Source organism: Serratia sp. CMO1, assembly GCF_015689115.1.
Lineage (GTDB): Bacteria > Pseudomonadota > Gammaproteobacteria > Enterobacterales > Enterobacteriaceae > Serratia > Serratia marcescens.
In genome coordinates this window covers 4,150,250-4,172,918 of the sequence record NZ_CP065032.1, presented here as the reverse complement: position 1 = coordinate 4,172,918, position 22,669 = coordinate 4,150,250, and the positions used below count along the sequence as shown (strand labels likewise).

General features: G+C 55.6%; 17 protein-coding genes and 1 tRNA gene. 2 read left to right on the top strand and 16 right to left on the bottom strand.

From position 1 onward, the window contains the following. Nucleotides 1-169: 169 nt before the first annotated feature. Nucleotides 170-1,066 carry a LysR family transcriptional regulator gene (locus IT763_RS19865; protein ID WP_049299864.1) on the top strand — a complete coding sequence of 299 codons (897 nt, stop codon included), beginning with the start codon at nt 170-172 and terminating at the stop codon, nt 1,064-1,066. 28 nt (nt 1,067-1,094) lie between these two features. Here the strand turns inward: IT763_RS19865 and IT763_RS19860 are convergent, their stop codons facing one another. The 16 genes from IT763_RS19860 to IT763_RS19785 form a co-directional block, all read right to left on the bottom strand. Further along, nucleotides 1,095-3,218 (bottom strand): TonB-dependent siderophore receptor, encoded by a 2,124-nt coding sequence (locus tag IT763_RS19860; RefSeq protein WP_049299863.1) that lies wholly within the window; start codon nt 3,216-3,218, stop codon nt 1,095-1,097. Between the two features lie 159 nt (nt 3,219-3,377). Further along, nucleotides 3,378-4,514, bottom strand: coding sequence for an ABC transporter substrate-binding protein (locus IT763_RS19855; RefSeq protein ID WP_049299862.1), 1,137 nt, complete (start codon nt 4,512-4,514; stop codon nt 3,378-3,380). 85 nt (nt 4,515-4,599) lie between these two features. Then, complete coding sequence (locus IT763_RS19850; protein WP_206194953.1) at nt 4,600-6,747, bottom strand: phosphocholine-specific phospholipase C; 2,148 nt, start codon at nt 6,745-6,747, stop codon at nt 4,600-4,602. 123 nt (nt 6,748-6,870) lie between these two features. Beyond that, nucleotides 6,871-7,710, bottom strand: coding sequence for an NADPH-dependent 7-cyano-7-deazaguanine reductase QueF (gene queF / locus IT763_RS19845; protein WP_206195466.1), 840 nt, complete (start codon nt 7,708-7,710; stop codon nt 6,871-6,873). Continuing rightward, nucleotides 7,688-8,584 (bottom strand): queuosine precursor transporter, encoded by an 897-nt coding sequence (locus IT763_RS19840; RefSeq protein ID WP_004937338.1) that lies wholly within the window; start codon nt 8,582-8,584, stop codon nt 7,688-7,690. The genes queF and IT763_RS19840 overlap by 23 nt, the downstream gene beginning before the upstream one ends. Further along, nucleotides 8,585-9,199, bottom strand: coding sequence for a helix-turn-helix transcriptional regulator (locus IT763_RS19835; protein WP_206194952.1), 615 nt, complete (start codon nt 9,197-9,199; stop codon nt 8,585-8,587). 531 nt (nt 9,200-9,730) lie between these two features. After that, on the bottom strand, nt 9,731-11,032 hold the full coding sequence (locus IT763_RS19830) for a cytosine permease (RefSeq protein ID WP_028127599.1): 1,302 nt from the start codon (nt 11,030-11,032) through the stop codon (nt 9,731-9,733). A 20-nt stretch (nt 11,033-11,052) separates the two neighbouring features. Further along, nucleotides 11,053-11,742 carry a PAS and helix-turn-helix domain-containing protein gene (locus tag IT763_RS19825; protein ID WP_004937346.1) on the bottom strand — a complete coding sequence of 230 codons (690 nt, stop codon included), beginning with the start codon at nt 11,740-11,742 and terminating at the stop codon, nt 11,053-11,055. Nucleotides 11,743-11,769: 27 nt separating this feature from the next. Next, a complete protein-coding gene (locus IT763_RS19820; protein ID WP_016930107.1) occupies nt 11,770-12,180 on the bottom strand; it encodes a GNAT family N-acetyltransferase in 411 nt (136 codons plus the stop codon). Between the two features lie 427 nt (nt 12,181-12,607). After that, nucleotides 12,608-13,522, bottom strand: coding sequence for an alpha/beta hydrolase (locus tag IT763_RS19815; RefSeq protein WP_049299860.1), 915 nt, complete (start codon nt 13,520-13,522; stop codon nt 12,608-12,610). A gap of 640 nt (nt 13,523-14,162) precedes the next feature. Next, entirely contained in the window at nt 14,163-15,047 is an 885-nt protein-coding gene (locus IT763_RS19810; protein WP_016930105.1) for an ATP-grasp fold amidoligase family protein, read from the bottom strand. Nucleotides 15,048-15,097: 50 nt separating this feature from the next. Beyond that, on the bottom strand, nt 15,098-16,393 hold the full coding sequence (locus IT763_RS19805; protein ID WP_151254411.1) for a lysine N(6)-hydroxylase/L-ornithine N(5)-oxygenase family protein: 1,296 nt from the start codon (nt 16,391-16,393) through the stop codon (nt 15,098-15,100). A gap of 928 nt (nt 16,394-17,321) precedes the next feature. After that, nucleotides 17,322-18,182 carry a hypothetical protein gene (locus IT763_RS23415; protein ID WP_228009761.1) on the bottom strand — a complete coding sequence of 287 codons (861 nt, stop codon included), beginning with the start codon at nt 18,180-18,182 and terminating at the stop codon, nt 17,322-17,324. 36 nt (nt 18,183-18,218) lie between these two features. Continuing rightward, nucleotides 18,219-18,701, bottom strand: coding sequence for a type VI secretion system tube protein Hcp (locus IT763_RS19795; RefSeq protein ID WP_025304261.1), 483 nt, complete (start codon nt 18,699-18,701; stop codon nt 18,219-18,221). A 47-nt stretch (nt 18,702-18,748) separates the two neighbouring features. Then, nucleotides 18,749-19,231 (bottom strand): type VI secretion system tube protein Hcp, encoded by a 483-nt coding sequence (locus IT763_RS19790; protein WP_004937362.1) that lies wholly within the window; start codon nt 19,229-19,231, stop codon nt 18,749-18,751. A 456-nt stretch (nt 19,232-19,687) separates the two neighbouring features. Beyond that, a tRNA-Phe gene (locus tag IT763_RS19785) sits at nt 19,688-19,763 on the bottom strand. 705 nt (nt 19,764-20,468) lie between these two features. On the opposite strand from IT763_RS19785, the gene speF reads away from it, so the two are divergent. Continuing rightward, nucleotides 20,469-22,634 (top strand): ornithine decarboxylase SpeF, encoded by a 2,166-nt coding sequence (gene speF / locus IT763_RS19780; RefSeq protein WP_049300554.1) that lies wholly within the window; start codon nt 20,469-20,471, stop codon nt 22,632-22,634. Nucleotides 22,635-22,669: the final 35 nt, after the last annotated feature.

Sequence of the window (22,669 nt, the reverse complement as noted above, 5' to 3'; positions counted from 1 at the left end):
GGTTACTAACTGCCGTGAATGGCGCTTATTGGCGCAGAAAATGCGCTTAATTAAGCGAAATAAGAATTTGGTTATTTATTATGTTTTTTCCGAATGTACACAATGGAATCTGGCTAAATAAGATGCCAATATCTTGCTATTGATAAATAACGGTTATCGCCTTTCGCCTATGCCAGCCTCGATAAAATTGCACCAATTGCGCGCATTTGTGGACGTTAGCCGCCAGGGCAGCATCCGCGCCGCCAGCCGCACCTCTCGCCTTTCCCAGCCTGCACTGACCAAAGCCATTCAGGAGCTGGAAGAGGTGCTGGGCGCCAAGCTGTTTATTCGCCGCAGTCAGGGGGTGGTATTGACCGACTGCGGCGATAACTTTTTCCAGCATGCCAGCCTGATCCTCGAAGAGCTGCGGGTGGCGCAGGAAGACATTCAGCAGCGGCTGGGGTTGGCGGGCGGCACGGTGAATATCGGCGTTGGCGGCAGCATTGCGCGCACCGTGATGCCGCAGGTGGTCACCCAGTTTCACCGTGAGTATCCGAACGTGAAGGTGCGCATCGTCGAGGGGCAACTGGTGTCGATGATCCCAGAACTGCGCCAGGGCGAGCTGGATTTTACCGTCAATACCTATTACCCCAGCAGCCTCGACAACGAGCTGCAGTATGAACGGCTGATGGAAAAAGAGTATCGGGTGGTGGTGCGCAAAGGGCATCCGATGGAGGGGGCGACCTCGCTGAAACAGCTGCAGCAATGCGACTGGACCATGCCGACGCCGAAAGGCAGTTATTACCGGCTATTGCACGATCTGTTCGGGGACTTGGGCATGGCGCCGTCGATCAGCGTGACCTGTGAGACCTTTATGGCCTGTACCAGCCTGGTGGCGCAGAGCGATTTTGTCAGCATTCTGTCGGTGGACGTGATTTCGGATCCGATTCTGGGCAAGCATTTGGTGCCGCTTGAGCTGGAAGAGCGTCTGCCGAAAGCGACGTTTTATCTTATCCAACGGAAGGACACCACCTTGACGCCGATGGGCGCGCACCTGGCGCGCCTGTTTCGTCTTTATTGTCGGTGATACCGAAGCCCCATCGGGGGCCTGGGTATCAGAAAGCGATCGACCCCTGCACGAAGAAGGTGCGCGGTTCGCCGACGTACTTGCCGAAGTTATTGTCGTTGGAGCGGGTGAAGTAGCGCTGATCGAACAGGTTTTTCACCCCGGCGCCCAGCGTCAGGTTCGACAGCTGCGGCCCGAAGTTATATTCCCCGCGCATATTCCACACCATGTAACCGGCGATGTTGCCGAACTGGCCATCGGCGCTTTCCTGCGTGATGTACTCCGGCCCGGTGCCCGGCGAATGCTGTTTCGACTGCGCATAACCGTCCAGATTCCATACCCAGTTGCCGGTGGCGTAACGCGTACCGACGGTATAGACCTGGCGCGAGTAGAACGGCAGATCTTTACCGGCGAAGTCGCCTTTGTCGGTGCTGGCCTTGGTGTAGGTATAGCTGGTGTAGACGCTGGCGCCGTCGAGCGCCCGATTCAGCTCGCTGAGATCGTAGCTGAGCGCCAGCTCGATGCCTTTGTGCTTGGTGGCGCCCATGTTGGTCCAGCCCACGTCGTTGCTGATGTACTGCAGCTGGTTATCGAAGTCGATGTAGAACAGCGTGGCCTCGGCCTTAACCACGGTGTCGTCGTAGCGGGTGCCGAACTCATAGGTGCGCGCTTTTTCCGCCGTCAGCCCCGGCGCCGGCTGGTTGCCGTTGCCGCCTTTGGTCAGTTGGAAATACTGCATGCTGCCGAACGAGGTGTTGGCGTTGGCGAACAGTTTCCAGGCGTCGGACAGGTGGTACATCACGTTCAATGACGGCAGCGGCTCGCTGTAGCTTTTCTCGCGGCTAATGTTGTTGAACGAATCGTCCACGTGGGTGCGAATGCTTTCATAACGCAGGCCCGGCGTGACCGTCCAGTTGCCGACGTTAATGGTGTCGTCGATATAGAACGCGTTGGCTGCGGTGCCGCCAGAGGTGTGCTGGTAATAGTCCGGGGTCTCCGGCGTCGAGCCGATATTCGCCGGGTTATACCAGGCCGAACGAGACGCCTTTTCATCCATGGTTTCATTCAGGTAGCGGTAACCGAGGGTGATCTCGTGCGCCATATCCCAGAAACGGAAGACCTGCGAGTAACTTGGTTCGATCGCCCAGGTTGAATAGTGGCGCGGATAGGAAACCATGCGCCGCTGGCCCGCGTTTTTGCCGGTGCCTTCCGATTCGATGTTGCTGCCGCGGTAGCTGTCGGTGAAGTAGGTCAACACTTCGAACTGTTTGTCGTCTTCCTGATGTTTGTACTTGAACGACATATCCTTGCGGCGGCCTTCGAACTGGTCCCACGGCCGCGTGGACTGGAACGGGTTCTGCGCGTATTGCGCGCTGCTCAGCCCGCCCGGCATGCCGGCTTTGGCGTCGTAGTAGTGGAAATTGGCCAACAGTTCGTCGCGATCGGTAAACGCATAACGCGTTTTCAGCATGAAATCGTCGATGTCGGTGTTGTCGTTGTTGTCGCGGTAGCCCTGGCCGTGCAGGCCGGAATAGAGCAGTTCGGCGCCGAGGCCGTTGTCTGCGGTGCCGCCCACGGAGGCGCTGGTCAGGGTCTTCAGGCCGCCGTGGCTGGCGCCCTGGGTTTGTACGCTGGCGGTGCCGCCAAACGTTTTGGGAATGTCTCGGGTAACGAAGTTGATCACGCCGCCGACGTTCTGCGGCCCGTAGCGCACCGCGCCGCCGCCGCGCACAACGTCCACCGATTGCAGATTACCGATAGACAGCGGAGCCATCGACAGCTGCGGTTGGCCGTAAGGCGCGACCGCCAGCGGGACGCCGTCCATCAGAATGGTGGAGCGTGGAGAAAGGCGCGAAGTCAGGCCGCGCACGCCGACGTTGAGCGAGATGTCGCTGCCGCCGGTGCCGTTGCTGTCGCGCACTTGCACGCCGGGTACACCGCGCAGGCTATCGGCGATGGTTTGGTCGCCCTGTTCGTGCATTTGCTGCTGGGTGACGATGGAACGCGCGCCCGGATGGTTGAGCAGCACCGAACTGGTATCAGGGTTGTCCAGCCAGTTGCCGACGACGGTCACGGTGTCGGTATCGTTCTGAGATGAGTTATCAGTAGCAAGGACAGGGAATGCGATGGCGATGGAAGCCGTCAGCAGAGAAAGCCGAAAAAGAGGTGACATAATAATGCCTTAAGAGTTTCAGACCCGGATGTATTTTTTAGAAAAGACAATCTTAATGATAATTATTGGCAAGTAAATAAAATTGTTACGGGATAGTTAAGTAGGCAACTAAATAATGACTGCGGGAAACAGAGCCCGGCTGGCGGGCCCTGGCGGGGGTTATTGTGGCGTAAGCCAGAAGACGCCGCTGTAATCCAGCGCGGTGAATTTCCGGTGCACCATTTCGATATCCGCTTGCGGATCAATATCTTTAAACAGCGCCGGGTGCAGGAATTTGGCGATCGCCTCAACCGCGATAAAGTTGAGCGGCGTGTCGTAAAATTGATGATAAATCGCCATCACGCGTTTTTCTTTCACCGCTTTCAGCACGTTAATGCCGGTGCGATCCAGCAGGTGCGCCAGTTTCTTTTGGCTGGTGGCCATATCGGTGGCGTAACCCAGCGGCACCGCCAGTGTGCCGCGATGGCCGCGGCTCCAGTCGGCGCCGGTCAGCAGATAGAAATCCGGGTTGCTGCTGATCACCTGTTCGACGTTCACTTCACCGCCCATGTCTGAAAACAGCGTGCTGCCGATATTGTTGCCGCCGGCGGTATCGATGAACTGCCCGAAACTGCCTTTGCCGAAGGTGTTGCAGCACTGTTCGCCTTTGATGCCGGCGCTGCGCTCGATGAAGACGCTGGGGCGCTGTTCCGGTTTCAGCGTGGCGACCCGCTGCCGCACCAGCTCGAGGCGCTGCTGATAGAGACGGATGAAGGCGTCGGCATTGGGCTGCTCGTCAAATACTTTACCCAACAGCGCCATGCTGGCGATGGTGTTGGTCAGCGGCTGTTGGCGAAAATCGATGATCAGCACCGGGATGCCGACTTTTTCCAGCTGGGTCAGCACGCCGCTGTCTTTCAATTTGCTCAGCAGGCCAATGTCGAAAATGATCAGATCCGGTTGACGCACCACCGCGCTTTCCACGCTGAAATCACTGGTGTAGGGGTTGTCGAAGGTGGGGATCTGCATGACCTGCGGGAATTTTTTCGCGTAGGCTTCAACCAGATCCGGCGCTTTGACCTTCAGCGAGTTGTCCCAGGCGATGATGTTTTTCAGCGGCTCCTGCGGATGCAGAATATTCAGCGCCAGCAACGCGCGGGCATCGGCCAGGATAACGCGTTTTGCCGGTTGCGGCAGGGTGACCTGGCGGCCGGCGACATCGGTGACGACGATCGGCGCGGCTTGAGCGGCGCCGGCCAACAGTAAAACGCAGGCGGCCAACCAGCGGCCGGCTTTGGCGATAAGAACAGCGGGCATGAAGATCCTTGGGTAATCGGCGAAGAACAAGAACGCAATGATAAGCGATATCCTTTCGATTTTTGAACTCCCACAGTGCCGATAGTTACTCATGGCCCATCAGCGGGTCGCTGACGCTGTGTTCGCCATCTTCCAGCCGCCCCGCCAGACGACGCAGCCAGCCCCCGGCGCTTTGCAGCGTAATATCGTACCAACCGCCGCTGGCGCGGGCGTCAAACGCTTGCTGGTGGCTGCCGCCCGCAGGCAGCGTGACAGGCCACGGGCCTTGCTGCGTGTAAGGGCAGCGTTCGAGGGTGATCGCTATCGCTTCGGTGCCCGGGTTATTCAACTGCAGCAGCAGGTTGCGGCCCGTCGGGCGCAAACGCACCTCAGGCTGCGGCCGGCTCAGGGCGCCGCGCAGTTCACGATGAAAGCCGTTGGGGCCGAGCAGCCACAGATGGTACTCATTTTCTGCCCGCCAGTCGTCGCTGACCGCCTTGCCGGCCTCGACGGTATAGCGACGCGGGATTTGCGTCAGGTCTCGCCGATCGTAGACGTGAAACACCGCTCCCTGCTCGCCGGTATTGAACAGGTTCAGCGTCACGCGGCGCTGCTCGGTCGCGACGCTGGCCTCGACGTGCAGCTGGTAGGGCAGAGCGCGGGAAGGGCGCGCCAGGCGGCGTTGGTGGGGTAAACGCTGGTGGGTGGGCGGCGGCAGCGGCACCTGCGGCAGCTGTTCCTGACGCTGGCGCAGGCCGTCAGCGGCGTGGCGGCTGGTGGCGGGCAGGCTCGGCAATGCTTCGCCGTTAGGATCGACAAAGTTGAACGCCGAAGTGAGATCGCCGCACACCGCGCGGCGCCAGGCGCTGATGTTGGGTTCATGCACCTGAAAGCGCTTTTCCAAAAATTGCAGCACCGAGGTGTGATCGAAAACCTGTGAATTGACCCAGCCGCCGCGGCTCCAGGGCGACAGCACCAGCATCGGGACCCGCGGGCCGGGGCCGTAGATGCGGCCGTCCGGCGGCGGTTGATCCTGCGAGCCGGGCGGCGCCACGTGCTGGAAGATCTCGGTGTCGAACGGTACGGTCGATTTACCGGCGAAGCTGCCGTCTTCGCGCAGCGACGGCGCGGAAGGCGAAGGCATATGGTCAAAAAAGCCGTCGTTTTCGTCGTAGTTGACCAGCAGGACGGTTTTACTCCACACCTCCGGGTTGTCGGTCAGCGCGTTGAGGATCTCTTGGGTGAACCAGCCGCCCTGCACCGGGCTGGAGGGATCGGGATGTTCCGAATAGGCCGCCGGCGCGATGATCCAACTGACCTGCGGCAGTTTGCCCTGCTGCACGTCGGCGCGGAATCCGGCCAGCATGGCGTCCAGGTCGTTGCCGTCGGCGGCCGGCAGGGTGTTGCCGTTGCCTTTGTAGAGCGGTGCGGCCTCGTTGAGCGCATCGCTATAAGGCACGAAAGCGTTGAAGTCTTTCGGCGGCCGCGCCGGGTTGCCCACTTGAATGCTGGCGGCGCGGTATTGGCGAAAACCCGCCAGCGGGTTGTCGGTAAAGTTGTCCGGCAGGAATTGATACACCTTCCAACTGACGCCGCTCGCCTCCAGCCGTTCCGGATAGGTTGTCCACTGGTAGCCGATGTCCGCCGGGCCGGGGCTGTCCCATTCGTTGACCACTACCGCCACGTCGGCGGCGGACGGGCCGTTGGTGCCGGTCCAGTGGAACAGCCGGTTGGTGTTGGTGCCGGCGTGGATGGAACAGTGATAGGCATCGCACAGGGTGAAAGCGTTGGCCAGTGCGAACTGGAACGGCAGCTCTTGCTGACGGTAGTAGCTCATCGAGGCCGGCGTTTTGTAGGTGGGCCAGGCGCTCATGCGGCCGTGATCCCAGGCGGCTTGCTCATCCACCCACGAGTGCGGCGTGCCGGTGACGCGCTGGGCGTTGCCGAGTTTGCTGTCCAGATGGTAGGGCAGCACCAGCCGTTCGGCCCCCTGTTGCTGCCAGACGAGGCGATCGCCGGGCAGTGGGATGGTAAAGCGATCGCTGAAGCCGCGCACGCCCGGCAGGGTGCCGAAGTAGTGATCGAAAGAGCGGTTTTCCTGCATCAGGATCACCACGTGTTCGACGTCGCGCAGGGTGCCGGTGCGGTTGTTGGCGGGAATGGCCAGCGCTTTGCGAATCGAGGCGGGCAACAGCGAGAATGCCGATCCGATGGCGGCAGCCCGCAGGATATCTCTGCGTGAAAGGTCAGGCATGCGTCGTTAATCTCCGTCAGTGTGCTTTGAAGATAGCCGCTGACGACGATAATGGTGAAAAATAACAGGGAGATGAAAGCGAGGGAAACAATGCTCCCTGGCGGGAGCATTGGGGGGTAACGCTTACTGCCTGATCAGGCGGCCGAGCGCCGGCGCCGTCTCGAAATCGCTGCGGAAGGGGTTGATGTCCAGGCCGCCGCGGCGGGTGTAACGCGCGAACACGCTGAGTTTTTCCGGGCGGCAGCTCTGCTTGATGTCGTTGAAAATGCGCTCGACGCACTGCTCGTGGAATTCGTTGTGCTGGCGGAAGGAGATCAGGTAGCGCAGCAGGCTTTCGCGATCGATTTGGCGGCCTTCATAGCGGATAACCACGCTGCCCCAGTCCGGCTGGTTGGTGACCAGGCAGTTGGATTTCAGCAGATTGGAAGACAGCGTCTCCGCCACGCGTTCCCCTTGATCGGCCGCGCCGCTCAGGTATTCCGGCTTGAAGGCGAAGTCGTCGATCGCGATATCCAGATCGTCGATGTTGATGCCCGGCAGGCGATCGATTTGCGCCGGGTAACCTTCCAGCCCCGGATAGAGTTTGACGGTGACCTGGCCGTTGGCCGCCTGCGACAGATCCTTCTGCATGGCGGCGCTCACCTGTTCCACGCTGTCGAAGCGTGTTTGGTTGAAGCTGTTGAGATACAGCTTGAACGATTTGGATTCGATCAGGTTGGAAGAAGAGTGCGGGAAGGTAAATTCGCCGATGCCCACCACCGGTTTGCCCCTGCCGTTGAGCCACGACAGCTCGAAGGCGGTCCAGAGATCAAAGCCGCTGAATGGCAGCTGCCGCTCGTCCACGCCGATCAAATCGCGGCCGCGCGCGCGCGGCAAGGCTTCGAGCAATGCGGGAGCATATTGATCCGGATAATCGGAGTTCGCGCCAAGATGGGTGATCTTATCTTGCTTTTGGATATGCATATTCATTGCCCTTTGCTTGTTCGGTATTGATGTAGCGGTTAAACAGACTGCGGGTGGCGTAGATCGGCCCGACGCCCAGCAGGGCGTAAACCACCTTGATCAGGAACTGCGACAGGATCATGGTCTTGATGATGTCCCAGCTCAGCACGTTGTAGAACGCCAGCGTACAGAACACCACGCTGTCGATGGCCGACGCCACTACGGTACTGGTGATCACGCGCACAAACAGGTAACGGGAGTTGGTCAACTCTTTGATTTTGCAAAGCAGATAGGAATTGACGTTCTCGGAAATCAGATAGGCCGCCGACGAGGCCACCAGCACCGCCATGATGCTGTGCACGATGCCGTTGTAGGTCTCGCTGTACTCCCACTGCGGAATGCTCGGCACCAGCGTTGTCACCCAGACTCCCAGAACGAAGGTCAGGTTGGCGATAAACGAGATGATGATGGTGCGCCGAGCCAACCGCAACCCATAGAATTCGTTAAGGATGTCCACCAGAATGAACGTGAGCGGGTAAATGAAGATCGCCGGCGGCGTGATGAGATTCAGTACCGGGATTTGGATCGGCTTGACGCCGCACAGCGTTGAGAAAATATAAATCACGCTGAGCGCCACGGTAATAATCAGATAGGCGTACCAGGAGCGTTCGTGGCGATCGCTGAGCTCGTAGGCGGTTTTTTGTTGGTTATCGCCATAGAGTTTGCGGTACAGCGCCTGCAGCTCGTGCCGGCTCAGATCTTCTGATATTTCGCTGTCGGCCAGCTCATTCAGCCCCATGGTAATGGTTTTGCCGGTGGCCAATACCATGACATTGGCCGCGATGGTGCCATGCCGGGTGAAGCCCAACAGCTTGAACTTCTGATTCGGTTCCATTTATAACCTTTCTCCAACGATGTAACCCAGGAATTGCACGGTGTCCTGAGGGCGTTTGTCCATGCTTTCGCTGTCTTTGTCTTCAACCACAAAGAAGCCGCTTTTTCCCGAGTGATACAGCAAAGGCGAATCGCAAATCAGTACCGGCGGGCGTTTGATGATGATGACCTCGCCGGGAATAAATGACCCTTTAATTTCGGTCTCTATTTTCATTGCCAACATGTTCGACTCATCGCCGAAGAAATAAGTCAAAGGGAACTCAGTGACCAGCTGCCCGATCTTGCGCTGCGAGACGGCCAGATAGCGCGACTGCGGGATCACCGGAATGGCGGAAGGGTTCTTGTTGCCTTCGGTGGACAGCGTTTCGTTAAGCAGCTCCAGCTTTTCCAGATCGTAATCTTCGATCTCTTCACCGGAGACACCGAAGAAATCGGAGATCCGATTCACGGTGGATTGCTGAACGTTGTTCACTCTTCCGTCAAGAATTTTGTAGAGGGTAGTGCGCGTCAGGCCGCTGCGATTGGAAAAGGAAGCCTTGGTTTCACCGCGGGTACGCATCAGATATTCAATATTTTTAATGATGTTGATTTTGCGCTGTGCGTTGGTGGTTTTCATTGGCTGTCCTTACAAACATTACGCAGGCTTCACTATATCTTACGCATTGGCGTTGTCCAGATAAAAAGGCGCGGACGAGGGGGTAACGAACTGATTATTAGTGGTAATTATTGTTTATCGTCAGCCGTTTAGCGCAGTGATGTCAGCGGGGGTAGCCTGCTTCCTCTGCGAGAAAGATAAAGCCGTGCAAATCAATTGATTAGGTTTTACTTATGGAAAAGTGAACACAAAAGCCGGTTTTATGTTTACTTTTATGTTGACCAAAGCCGATTTCATGGGCTACTGTTCATGCAAGCTGAAGCTTTTCTTTACGATCAAAATACGGAAGCCGACAGTTTTTATAATAAAAAGCTCAGAGGGGGCATTGCCACACTCTGAGCATAAATGGATAGCTTGCTACCGACACCAGGGACCCTAACCACCACGGCCGCTTGTCTGCGCGATCGGCCCCTTCTTTTGCATTGAATCCCCTTTTCGAGCGTCAAACACTCCCCAGAGACCTGGAGGAGTGCATTATCGCGTTCACGAAAATCAGAGCGATTTCTGTGATGCCAGCGGTTTTTGCGCCCGGCTGAAGACCAGTTTAAGCACCCAATACAGCAGGCTGGCAGCGACCAGGGAATTGATGGTCGGTACGCCCCATTCGGTCGCCAGGCCGACGGCGCCGCCGGCGATGCTGGCGACGATCGCTGCCCAGCCGATAGTTGGCGTTTCGTTCGGCAACTGGCCGGTACGGCGGCTCTCATCCAGGATCTTGCGATGGCTGCGCAGCAGATAATAGTCCACCAGCATGATGCCGATAATCGGCGGGAAGACCACGCCAAGCACCGTCAGGAAGTCGACAAAGCGGTCAAGAATGCCCAGCACCGACAGCGTGGTGCCCAGAATACCGATCACCAGCGTAGTGTAGGTGTACTTCAGCTTCTTGCCGGTGATGCCTTCCACCGCGTTGACGATGCCCAGCGAAGAAGAGTACAGGTTGAGATCGTTGACGCGCAGGGTGGAGAACACCACCACCAGCAAACCGGCGCCGCCGGCCGCTTGCGACATGATGGTGACCACATCCGCGGTGCCCAGGGTTTTGGCGATCAGGATCGCCAGGCCGTTCACCACGAACTCGCCGGCGATGATGGTGAAGAGCGTGACGCCGAGCACGTGCTTGCCGTTTTTGGAGTAACGGGTCAGATCGGGGGTCATCAGGCTGGCCACGATGGCGCCGCCGACGACGATGGTGATGCCGGCGCTGATGGTCAGCGGTTCACCCGGCGGCGCCAGCTGGATGATCTCCTGCAGGTTATGGCCGGAAAGCGCGGTCACCGAAATATAGGCCACCAGCATGATGAACATCGGCACCGCGATACGGGCGGCGATGCGCAGCGCCTTGAAGCCGAATGCCACCAGGATGGTCAACAGCGTGCCCGAGAGCCCGGCGGCCAGGCCAAAGCCCAGCTTATTGCCGAGCGCGAAGTCGAGCGATTTGGCGAAAATGGCGTTCTGAATGCCGAACCAACCCAGCAGGCTGACGGCAACAACCACGCCGATCAGCACCGAGCCCAGACGGCCGAAACCGCACCAGCGCGCCAGCAGGCTGCCGGAAATGCCTTCGCGCATGCCTGCCAGCCCCAGGCCGAAGGTCACCACGCCGAAGATCAGGCTGCCGACAAAAATGGCGGTGAAGGCGTCAATCAGCGTCATGGAGTTGCCGAGCACGGCGCCGAGCATGAACTGGTCCAGCGCGGTCAGCATGCCCATATGCACGATGGCCACGCTTAAAAACGAAACTCGTTTATCTTGCGGCACCCGGGTGAGCGGATAATCTTCGATCTTTATCACGGTGAGATCTTCCTTGCGGTTCAAATAAACTGAATGCCTTTGGTTATCAGGCGATCGGGAATGTAGTTATCCAGATTGGCGTATTTGCAGTATTCCTCAAATTGCTGCTGAGTATGCACGTTGGCCTTCTGGTAAATGTTATAAATGCGGTTTTCGATGGTCTTATTGCTGACATTATAGATTTTGGCTATCTCTTTCACTGTAAATCGTTGCAGCATAAGGAAAATGACATCGAGTTCGGCACGGGTGAACAGCTCGTTATTGACTTCGGTGGTCAACACGCTGGGTTTTTGCTGGTTGATGTACTTCAACGGCGACAGGCTGTTCATCGGCTTGGCGTTCCAGATCACGCCAATCACCTGTTTGTCATCGTTGTACACCGGCAGCTTTTCGCTGATAAACGGCGTCAGGCTGTCTTTGCCGTACCAGTAGTGCGTTTCTATGACCGTGACCCGATCGCGCGCCGCTTCGGTCATTTTGTCATGTTCGATAAAGTCGGCGGCGGAGTCGGCCCAGTCGGCGGGGAACTCGTGGTCATATTTGCCGGCGACGTCGAAATTCAGCGGCGTATTGGTATAGAGATAAGCGGCGCGGTTCATATAGAGGTGGCGGGACAGGTGATCTTTGATGCCCCAGGGTTCGCTCAGGTGCTCCATCATGGTGATGAGGCCCTTAAAATAAGATTCATTATTTTTATGCGATGAACCCATACCCACCTCTGTGCCGCTCAGGCCGCGTTACAGGCTTTTAGCCAGATAATGGCGGGTGTGGCGATGCGCATAGTCGCCCAGTTCGCCGTAGACCCGGTAGCCCAGTTTTTCGTAGAAGCCTCTGGCCTGGAAATCGAAGGTATCGACATAGGCCATATGGCAACCGCGCTTGCGGGCTTCTTCTTCGGCCAACTCCATCAATTGGCGGCCGTACCCGCTTTTGCGGCATTGATCGCCAACCCACAGATACTGCACTTCCAGGCCGCCCCACCAGGTGCGCGCGACCAGGCCGCCGACGATCTGCTGGCTGTCGTCGGTAACGGTCAGGAACAGCGGGTGAATGTCTACGGGCTGGGTTTTATGATTGTGCGCCCAAAGGCTGTCGATAACGAACTCTTCATCCTGCGGGTTGGGTTTGTCGGTGATATTAATATTCATTTTTAATATAATTCCCTGATTTAATTATTCAAAACTGAACTAGGCGCTTTCGCCCCAACCGCTTCTAATATCACTTTCGTTAATGTATTTCAAGGGTGGTTTTCACCCTTTTCCACCTGGTGAGCGGGCGCTTATGATAGGCGCCACAGGGAGAAGAAAATAGTGAAACAGGCGGTATTAAAACGCTGAAATGCCCTGCTTACACCATCTTTTCCTACTTGCGCCTCACCAGGGCCCCACCGGGAAAACTGCAGTACTGTATGGCTCCACCGGATAGAGCAAGCTCACTTGCCGACGGGGGAGCCACTTTGTTTTTTGACGCGCTCGCCCGCGGCCACCGTTCTCTGTCTCAGATATTAAACACTCTTCTTATCAGAAGATATGCGCCGCAGATGAAAATGTGGCCGATACCTTCTGAGCCGCGGATTCAGTCTTCTGCGATGACGCTGTCCAGCGCCGGCTCGATGGTCGCGCCCAGCATGGCGCCGTGCCCTAAGGTGGGCCATTCCCGATAGCCGACGGTGAAACCGTCGAGCTGCGCCAGCTGTTCGGCCAGCAAATGCGTTGCGTCCGCCGGCAGAGTGGGGCTCTTCACGCCGGGCGGGGCCGCGCGATCGCGTTCCGCCAGGCCAACCCACAGTTGCAGCCTTACCGCCGGCGTCGCGCGCCGTTCCGTCCTCTGCTGCGCTTCTTGCAGGATCATGCCATTGCCCCACCACAGCGAGGGTTCCACGGCGATATAGCGCTGAAAGGCGGCGGGATGGGTAAACAACGTGTGCAGAACGAAGAGCCCGCCGTAGGAGTGCCCCCACAGCGTCTGCCGCTGCGGATCGACCGCCAGTCTGGCGGCGATCGCCGGTTTGATCCGAGTTTCAATCAATTGCAGGAACGCATCCGCGCCCCCGCCGGACCGCGGCGGTGTCTTCATGCCTGCCGGCAGAGGGAGCGTATAGTCGTAGGCGCGGCCGGCGGCATCGATGCGCAGATCGTTGTCATAGCCGATCATGACTAGCACCGGCGGCCGCTTCGCCGCTGCCAATTTGGCCAGTAAGGCGGCGTTTAACTCCATCAGCACCGCGTTGCCGTCAAGGAAATAAATCGTTGGATAGCCGTCCGGCTCAGGCGCCCGATGCGGTTGGGCGATGCGAACGCGATAATGCCGTCGGCCATCGGCGGAGGTGAAGCGCAGGTCGCTGAAACGGTAATCCGCAGAATCGCTATCGGCTACGGTAGCGCCGATCTTGCGTTCCAAATCGGGCCTGGCCAGCACGGAGCCCGGCAGCCAAAGGCCGATGGCGAGCGCCAGAAGCGCAGAGATAAAATGCCGGTTGGACAAAAACATGCGGGTTAACACCTTCGGAAAAAGGCCGATAGTAGCATCCGTTCGCGCCCGGCAAAAACCTAGCTTTAGGGCGGACATTCCGGCCGAGAATGGCGGCCAAAACCCGGAAGAGGGGCGCCAGTTGCTTTGCCGGGTTAATAGCAACTCATTGTTATTATTGGTAAGTCAGGAATAAGAGAGATTGCAATTAATTAGAAATGGTTATGATTTTTATGGTGAGAGGAATGGCGAAGGGAGGGGGAACTACACGGTTATCAACGATTTTTAGCAAAAAAAGCCCTATAAAATAGGGCAAAGACACACAACAACACCAGGGAAACTTTCCGGTATCTTATATTATAGCTTCCTATACATATAGAACATTTTATTATAAATATGTAAGCGATTCTTATTGATTATTTAATGCCATTATTTTTCAAATGGTTATGTGGTCCGGCTGAGGCATTGCTCTTGGGTCGGCTGCGGGCTATCAGGGATGGGTGGCGGGGCTTTTCTGTAACGGCGGCATGAACAAGCGAGGTCATTGGCCCGATAACCCTCAGGGCAATACCGGCCGGCAGGCTGCGAACATGCCGGCCGGTATTCCTCCTCGCGCTGGATACTGCGCCGCACGATCTTCTCTGCGGGCGTCCGGTGAAAATCAGTGCTGTTGCAGCGTCAGCATCTTGCCAAGCAAAATATCGGTCGGCGGCAAAATATCCGTATCCAACCCGGCGGAGGGGGTAAAAGTCAGCTCGCCAAAAATGATCTGGCCTTGCGAGATGTAGAAATCAACGCGAACAAACTCAAAGGGCGCCGACAAGCGAGTGGCGTACTCAAACAGTTCATCATATCCCTCAGGTTTCACGAAAGCGTTTATCTCCTCCTGGCTCAATGCCAGGCAGTCCTCGCTATAGCAAAGGAACTTGAACTCTTTGTCGAAGAAGTAATATTTTGGCGTCCCGGTATCCCTGCCGACGCAAAGTAAGGTGCAGTAAGGCACACCGCGGAAACAATAGATTTTATAGTCTTCAGGCCCGTGACCATTGGCCGATTCGATATATTTTTCCCCAATGATCTTTTTTTGTATCCCTTTGTAGTTGAGTTCTACATAGGTTTTCCAGTAATCGTCTTTCATCCACCCATCAATCAGATGAGAGGCGCTTTTAATGTTCAACGATTGCTTATTTTGGCAAATTAAATTATACCCTGAACCGTGGTTTCCCTTGATGACAAATTTATCAGGCAGCGTTTCCCACGGTATTTCTTGCACTGAATCACAGGAGAAATACAACTCATTAAGAATCTCTTCACATCCCTTTTCTTTGATGTACTCTCTCACCGCATATTTATCTGCACATTGAGTCACTAATGCGTTATTACTGTAGTCATTCAACTTAAGATGATTTATCTTTTCATTCCAGGTTGAGGGGGACTGTAAATTCAGCGGTTTGCCAAATGCCCTTTTGTATATCAATCTGGCCTTGAATTCGGGGGCTAATACGGCCAGCTGATTCAGAATAAACTTCTTGAATTGTCTCTTCATATACGTAATTCCATCAAAGCATAATGACAATGATTAAGACGTTCTTGTATTTAAAACGCGGGCGGCACGCTTTCACTGCGCCATTGAATGGCTGTCGGCGTTGTTCCCAGATCAAATGGCTTGTGCTCTAACGCCCGATTAAGAATGCGGGCCGATCGCCAGGCCATCAGGCTCAGCTGAGGATCGGCAATGCCGTGATTATGCATACTGGCGTTCATCGCAAATAAGCAGTTCTCCGCTGGGCCTTCCCACTCAAAGGTAAAGTCAGGGGCTATGCGGTATTCGCCGTCCGCAGTCTTCAACAACCGGTGGGCCAAAGGCTCAAGGAACTCAGGCGTCGCCGATTGATAACCGGTGGCAAAGATCACCACGTCCGCCTTGAAGGTTTCCTGGCCGTGATCGAGATGATGACGCGTTTCGAGCTGGTAGGCGTTATCCAGCGTGTGTTTCACGGCCATCAGCGAACGGCTGGGTAGCAGGCGCACCCATAATTTCTCGCGCAGGACGTCGAAGCGGTGGTACATGGCGCGATAAATCGCCAGCAGCGACTCACTGGTGATGCCATCTGAGGTCATCTTCTGTTCGGCCAGCATATGCCGCTTGGCCGCGCTGTCCAGTGAGTAAAAGCTCTCGACGTAATCGGGCGTGAAGTATTCGTTGGCAAAAGCAGCCTCATCGAGCGCATTGTAGTTGTTGCGGCGCGATATCCAGTCGAGCTGCTCCGGCTGCCCCCATTCCCCTTTAAAAATATTCAGGAACAGATCTGCGCCGCTCTGGCCGCCGCCGACGATCGCCACGCGTTTCCCGGTCAGATCGGGGTTGCGCAGCATCATTTCGCTGGCGTGGAAACAGCGATCGCTTTGCGTCGTCACGCAATCCGGCAACTTTATTTTCTTGCCTATACCTATGCTGACGTGTTTGGCGTGGAAGACCTTATTCGAGGTGGTCACCACGAACTGGCGCTGCCGATCGTCAAATTCGACCCGCTGAACGTCTTGATTGAATGCCAATGATCCCATCCCGGCGGCGGCCCAGGTAAGGTAATCGGCGAACTCTTCGCGCGATGCGGTGCGCTGCTCCGTCGTCAGGAAACGATAAAATTTTCTGTTTTTCACCAGATAGTTGAGAAAGCTGTAGCGATTGGTTGGGGCAACCGCACTCACTAAATCTTTTAAGAAGTTGGTCTGCATACTGCAATCCGCCAGGATCATCCCTGGGTGCCAGGAGAAGTGAGGCTTGCGTTCAAGGAATTGCCCCGTAAATCCCTCTATTTCACTTCCTAAGGCTGCCAGGCTAAGATTCGATGGGCCAAGGCCAATACCGATGATATCCAAACGCTGATTCATTAATAAGCTCCAGTATAATGAGAATAATACCCAGAAATACGGCTGCAGATAGGGTGGCTTATAGCAACCAGGCTGCCTTTTTCTTATAAGTAAGCTTCACGAATTAAATGTAATTAAACGGTGTACGGGCCAAAATGCCGCATTTTTAAATGCCCGTTGAGAATTCGGTAGCGCATCAGGTAAAGGCTACAGGCGTATTTCTTTCCATGAAAATCCCTATGAAGGTTTGCGCGTGTATTTAATGAATATTCCTAAGTAAAAATCCGATGCCGCCTGATTCATCAAGCCATGAAAACGGCCACCAGGGAGGATGTCCACCGTATGAGTTCTTATCTGCTTTTCTGGTGTATATGCCATTGCATTGCCGGGATCGGTGTATTCGTTGCTTAGAATAGCCTTAAAATAGGCGCGGGGAAGGTGAAATAACGTGATATTAGAGGCAGGATGCTTTTTGCAAAGATGAAATCGGAAGTGAAATTATGAAATTTGTGCGTTGTGAGGTGGTTTTTATCATTTAATTCAACGTGTTATTTTGTTTTTTGCGGCAGAGTATCACACTCTTTCACTGAGGTGATACGCACGCTTCTGTACCTTTATCTCCTCTTGTTGCCCCCCGAACGGCAATATTTTACCCCGAGTTGCATCACCCTAATGGGTGCGGATGGTTCGCGTTAACTACCGGGGTCAGGATTCGTTTAATTAATGCCGGACAAAGGCTGGCCGGAGAGGACGCTTGCTCGAGCCGAGTGTGAAAAAACCTGGCCACGCTGGCGCAACGATCGCGTCCGATCCGGCAATCTGCCTTGTCATCATCATTGACCATTCTTACCGACAATAAAAATCTTTTGGTCAGCTCGGGGCATTTTTGCGCGCTGGACAGAATGACAACCGTTGCGCCAAAACCGTGAAGACCTGCCAGGTTGATCAATCACGGGAGCTTCAAATTGCTGAGGTAGTCATACTGGGCTTGCGAAATGTCCAGTTCCCCATCGCTGAAAAAGACTTTTATAAACATATCGCCCTGGCCGACGATATCGACACGTTGGTAGGTTCCCGTCACAAAACGGCGCACGATAGCCTGAATGGCAGCGGTATGATTAGCAGGAACTGCATTGTTATCCGTGACTTTCTGTTCAAAAGTAATAGGGTGCTCTGCCTGAGGATCGGGACTGTATTGTGCGCGTTTGGCTGCGCTTTCGAACTTGAAATCATTAAAGGCGTTGTGGGTGGAGTTAAACATATCGGCAAGGTTTTTGATATGCGCCGCCATCTGATTCACGACCATGGTTTTATTGGTCACGAAGCGTTTACCCAAATAAGTGCCAGTCACTACCGCGAGCTGGGCGGCATTTCTGCCTAAAATGCTGCCTACGCCAGAACCGGCCCCCGTCCATAATCCCGCGATCAAAACCAGTCCGGCTCCGCCGACGGTACTCGATGCGATATTCTCAAAATGCTGAACACGTGCCCCCATTTGCCATGAGGTTCCGGGAAAAGAGACATTAATGCGGTTATCCAGGTGATTAATTCTTCCGCCTGGTCGTTGTCCTGACTCAATATTATTGGCTGTCAGCCGGCGGTTGTTTTCATCTTTGAGTTCACCCAGCGTAAACGCGATCTGTCCGGTCTCCGTTTTTGTTAATCGAAAGACTTCTTCTGGTGACAGAGACCTGACGAGGATCAGAGCCTCATTTAAAATCTCACGGGTCAAAAAGTTGGCTGACACCCGATTATTCGATTCGTGTTGCGATGTCAGAGCTAAAATTTCATGTGACTTAGGAAATGCCATAATCCCCCCGCCATTACGATATGCACCGTAATGTGATTAGCTTTCTTTATTTTGCTTAATATCCCAGCCCATCTGCACCGAAGCTCCTTTATTGCCTTGCTTCGCTTGCTCCCAATATTCCATCGATACTTTACCGGCCTGAAAAGAGTATTCAATGCCTAGCGTGGAACCGTGCTCGACACCGATGAAGTCGGTATGAGTCACTAATACATCTTCCAGGGTAATACGGGTATATTCCACTTCCTGCCCACCGGCTTTGCAAAGCGACAACTGCACTTTGGCGAGGTGTTTACCGGCCGAGCAGTATTTCAATAAGGCAGGTGTCGCTTTATCTATCAGAGCCTGTACGGTCAGATCGCGAAAATTTACTTTACCCGCACCGCCGCCGCCGCCAACGGCCATATTGCCAGGCTGCCGCGCGCCCCAGTTAAAGGAAAAGACATCGATCCATTGCTTGTGATTCGCATTTTTCGATTCGCCATTAATGCCTTCAACTTTTAAAAACATATCCATTGCCATGATTTTATCACCCGATCATTAACGTATTGTTAGGTGCCCGAATGCGCTTAGCTCTCTTTATTCTGCTTGATATCCCAACCAGATTTGCTTTCCGCGCCTTTAGTGCCGCTGCTGCCTTGTTCCCAGTAACTCATGGTGACTTTTGACGCCTGGAAGGCGTAATCAACCAGGATCGCATCATTTTGACCGACACCGTTAAAATCGGTTTGCGTCACCAGCACGTCTTCGAGAACGATTTTGGAATATTCCACCTGGTTGCCGCCCGCTTTGCAGACGGAAAGCTCGATTTTCGCGACATGTTTTCCACTGGAACAATATTTAAGAATGGCGGGCGTAGATTTGTCGATAAGCGCTTGAATACGGAGGTCTTGGTAATTCACTTTCCCGGAACCGCCCCCACCGCCGACAGCCATATTTCCTGGCTGTGAAGCCCCCCAGTTAAACGAAAGTACGTCGGTCCATCCTTTATGATTGCTGTCTTGGGACTCACCCGTCATTCCTTCAACTTTCATATACATATCAATTGCCATTGTCGTCGGATTCTCCATTATTTCGCGTTGGTAGCGGAATAGGTTAAAAATGTCTTATCAATGGGTAAAATTCAGCATAGCCTTATATGAATGAATTAACAGCAATGTTGTTTTTATTCGGAATGTTCCTAGTTTTAATCCAATATGTTGTGATTTAACAAAGTGATACCGTTATAGGTTCGTGGCTATATTCCATCACCGAATGACAATAAAACACTCGATAAACGGAGAATAGGCGTGCGCTCGTTTGACGCTTGGGTGGTCGGGGATTGGGGGGCGGGCCTTTCGTGAAAGTGGCACCTGTAATGCGAAATTGCACATCCATCGGATGATGCGGTGGCGCTTGAGCGCTGGCCCGCAGGGTGAGGTCTTCAGACCGAATAATCGAACGCAGTTCGATGGAGAGTCCGTATCCCAGAAAGCGAAAAACCCGCCATAGGCGGGTTCTTCTGAATATGGTGCCCGGACTCGGAATCGAACCAAGGACACGGGGATTTTCAATCCCCTGCTCTACCGACTGAGCTATCCGGGCAACGGGGCGCATTAAACCGTATTGGCCGGATGGCGTCAATCGCTTTCTGTCACAAAGCCGATCGGTTGCTCTATTTTCAGGCAGCGAGCCCGGAGGGGCGGGGGACGGGAGGATATCCTCATTCAATAAATATGCATATAAAACGTGTATTTATACTACTCTAGAACGCGCCATTTATTATTTTTCAATTAAATAACAATGGATTATGTCTTGGTCAACGGACGTTCAATCAAGACGATTCTCGCTTGAACCCCGCAACGAATCATGCAATCATTGCGCAAATTTTAGCACTCTCCGTTCGCTAACGGTGTTCCCGCTTCTTATAAGCCAGAGGGTTATTGGCATGACTGGTTTTGTTGCTCAAGCGCTGCTGCGCACCAGACATCTGACGCCGCCACCGTTCCGCCGTTGTTTCCTCCGCACGTCATCCGCCCGAATACGCCTGCCGGCCATGCGGTAAGGCCGCCTGACGCTCGCTGTTAGGCATGCGTAAAGCCAGCGCTGCGGCCCTGATTTTACTGATGCCTGTCGGACGCTGCCAAGACCAGTTCCCCCGATAGCCGCCTGATGATCCCCGATCATGAGCCGGTCACGCACGCCGCTTATGCTGCCGTGCCCGGGTATCGCTTTTACCGGGATAACCGCGTTATCTCATTACCGTGCCGGTGGCACACCCTCATCCTTCACCGTTTGAGAGTCAGCATGATGAAAGAATTGAAAATCGCGACCAGCGCCAGCCTGGTCGCCACCATTGAGACGCTGCGCCAGATCGTGCGCGTAGAGCAGACGGACTACACCGACGTAGCGGCGGTGGTGGTGTCGGTCGCCGACGTGAACGCCGGCATTCTGGCGCGTTTGCAGGCGACGGGGTTCGACATTCCGACCTTCGTGGCGGTGGAAGGGGACGAGCATCTCTCGCCGGACTATCTGCCGTTTGTCAGTGGGGTTTTCGCGCTGCTGGCCGGCGCCAGCAAGCCGTTCTACATGGCGCAGCTGGAGGCCGCCGCCGACGCCTATGAGCAGGCGCTGCTGCCGCCGTTCTTCAAAACGCTGAAGACCTACGTCGAGATGGAAAACTCGACCTTCGCCTGCCCAGGGCATCAGGGCGGCGAGTTCTTCCGTAAACACCCGGCCGGCCGGCAGTTTTTTGATTTCTACGGCGAGACCCTGTTCCGTTCCGATATGTGCAACGCCGACGTCAAGTTGGGCGATCTGCTGATCCACGAAGGCTCGGCCAAGGATGCGCAAAAGCACGCGGCGCGGGTGTTCAACGCCGATAAAACCTACTTCGTGCTCAACGGCACCTCGGCGGCCAACAAGGTGGTGACCAACGCGCTGCTGACCCGCGGCGATCTGGTACTGTTCGATCGCAACAACCACAAATCCAACCACCACGGGGCGCTGATCCAGGCCGGCGCCACGCCGATCTATCTGGAAACCGCCCGCAACCCTTTCGGCTTTATCGGCGGCATCGATGCGCACTGCTTCGACGAACGCTATCTGCGCGAGCAGATCCGCGAGGTTGCGCCGGAGAAAGCCGCGGCGGCGCGGCCGTTCCGGCTGGCGATCATTCAGCTCGGCACTTACGACGGCACGATTTACAACGCTCGCCAGGTGATCGACACCATCGGCCACCTGTGCGACTACATCCTGTTCGACTCCGCCTGGGTGGGCTACGAAGGCTTTATTCCGATGCTGAAAGAGTGCTCGCCGCTGCTGCTGGAGCTGGACGAGCACGATCCGGGCATCTTCGTCACCCAGTCGGTGCATAAACAGCAGGCGGGGTTCTCGCAGACCTCGCAGATCCACAAGAAAGACGACCACATCAAAGGGCAAAAGCGCCACTGCAACCACAAGCACCTGAACAACGCATTCATGCTGCATGCGTCGACCAGCCCGTTCTATCCGCTGTTCGCCGCGCTGGACGTCAACGCCAAGATGCACGCCGGCGCCGCCGGGCGCCGCATGTGGATGGACTGCGTCAAGCTGGGCATCGAGACGCGCAAACAGCTGCTCACGCGCTGCTCGCAGCTGAAGCCGTTTATTCCGCTGCAGGTGGCGGGCAAAGACTGGCAGGATTACGATACCGATCTGATCGCCAACGACGCGCGCTTCTTCACCTTCGTGCCGGGGGAGACGTGGCACGGCTTTGAAGGCTATGCCCAGGACCAGTATCTGGTGGATCCGTGCAAGCTGCTGCTGACCACGCCGGGCATCGACGCTTCGACCGGCCAATACACCGAGTTCGGCGTGCCGGCCACCATTCTGGCCAACTTCCTGCGCGAGAACGGCATCGTGCCGGAGAAGTGCGATCTCAACTCGATCCTGTTCCTGCTGACCCCGGCGGAGAACCCGGCCAAGATGGAACAACTGGTGGAGATGCTGGCGCAGTTCGAACGTTATGTCGAAGTGGATGCGCCGCTGAGCGTGGTGCTGCCGACGGTGTACCGCAAGAACGAGCAGCGTTACCGCGGCTACAGCATTCGCCGGCTGTGTCAGGAGATGCACGATCTGTACGTCAGCTTTGACGTCAAGCAGCTGCAAAAGGAGATGTTCCGTCAGGATCATTTCCCGCCGGTGGTGATGAACCCGCAGGACGCCAACGTGGAGTTTATCCGCGACAACGTCGAGCTGGTGCCGATCGGCCAGGCGGAAGGGCGCATTGCGGCGGAGGGGGCCCTGCCGTACCCGCCGGGCGTACTGTGCGTGGTGCCGGGCGAAGTGTGGGGCGGCGCGGCGCAGCGCTACTTCCTGGCGCTGGAGGAGGGCATCAACCGCCTGCCGGGCTTCTCGCCGGAGCTGCAGGGGGTCTACATCGAGAAAAAAGATCACGGCTGGAAGCGCATCTTCGGCTATATGATCAAGCCATGAAAAAAGGGCCGGTTCGCACCGGCCCTTCTTCCATC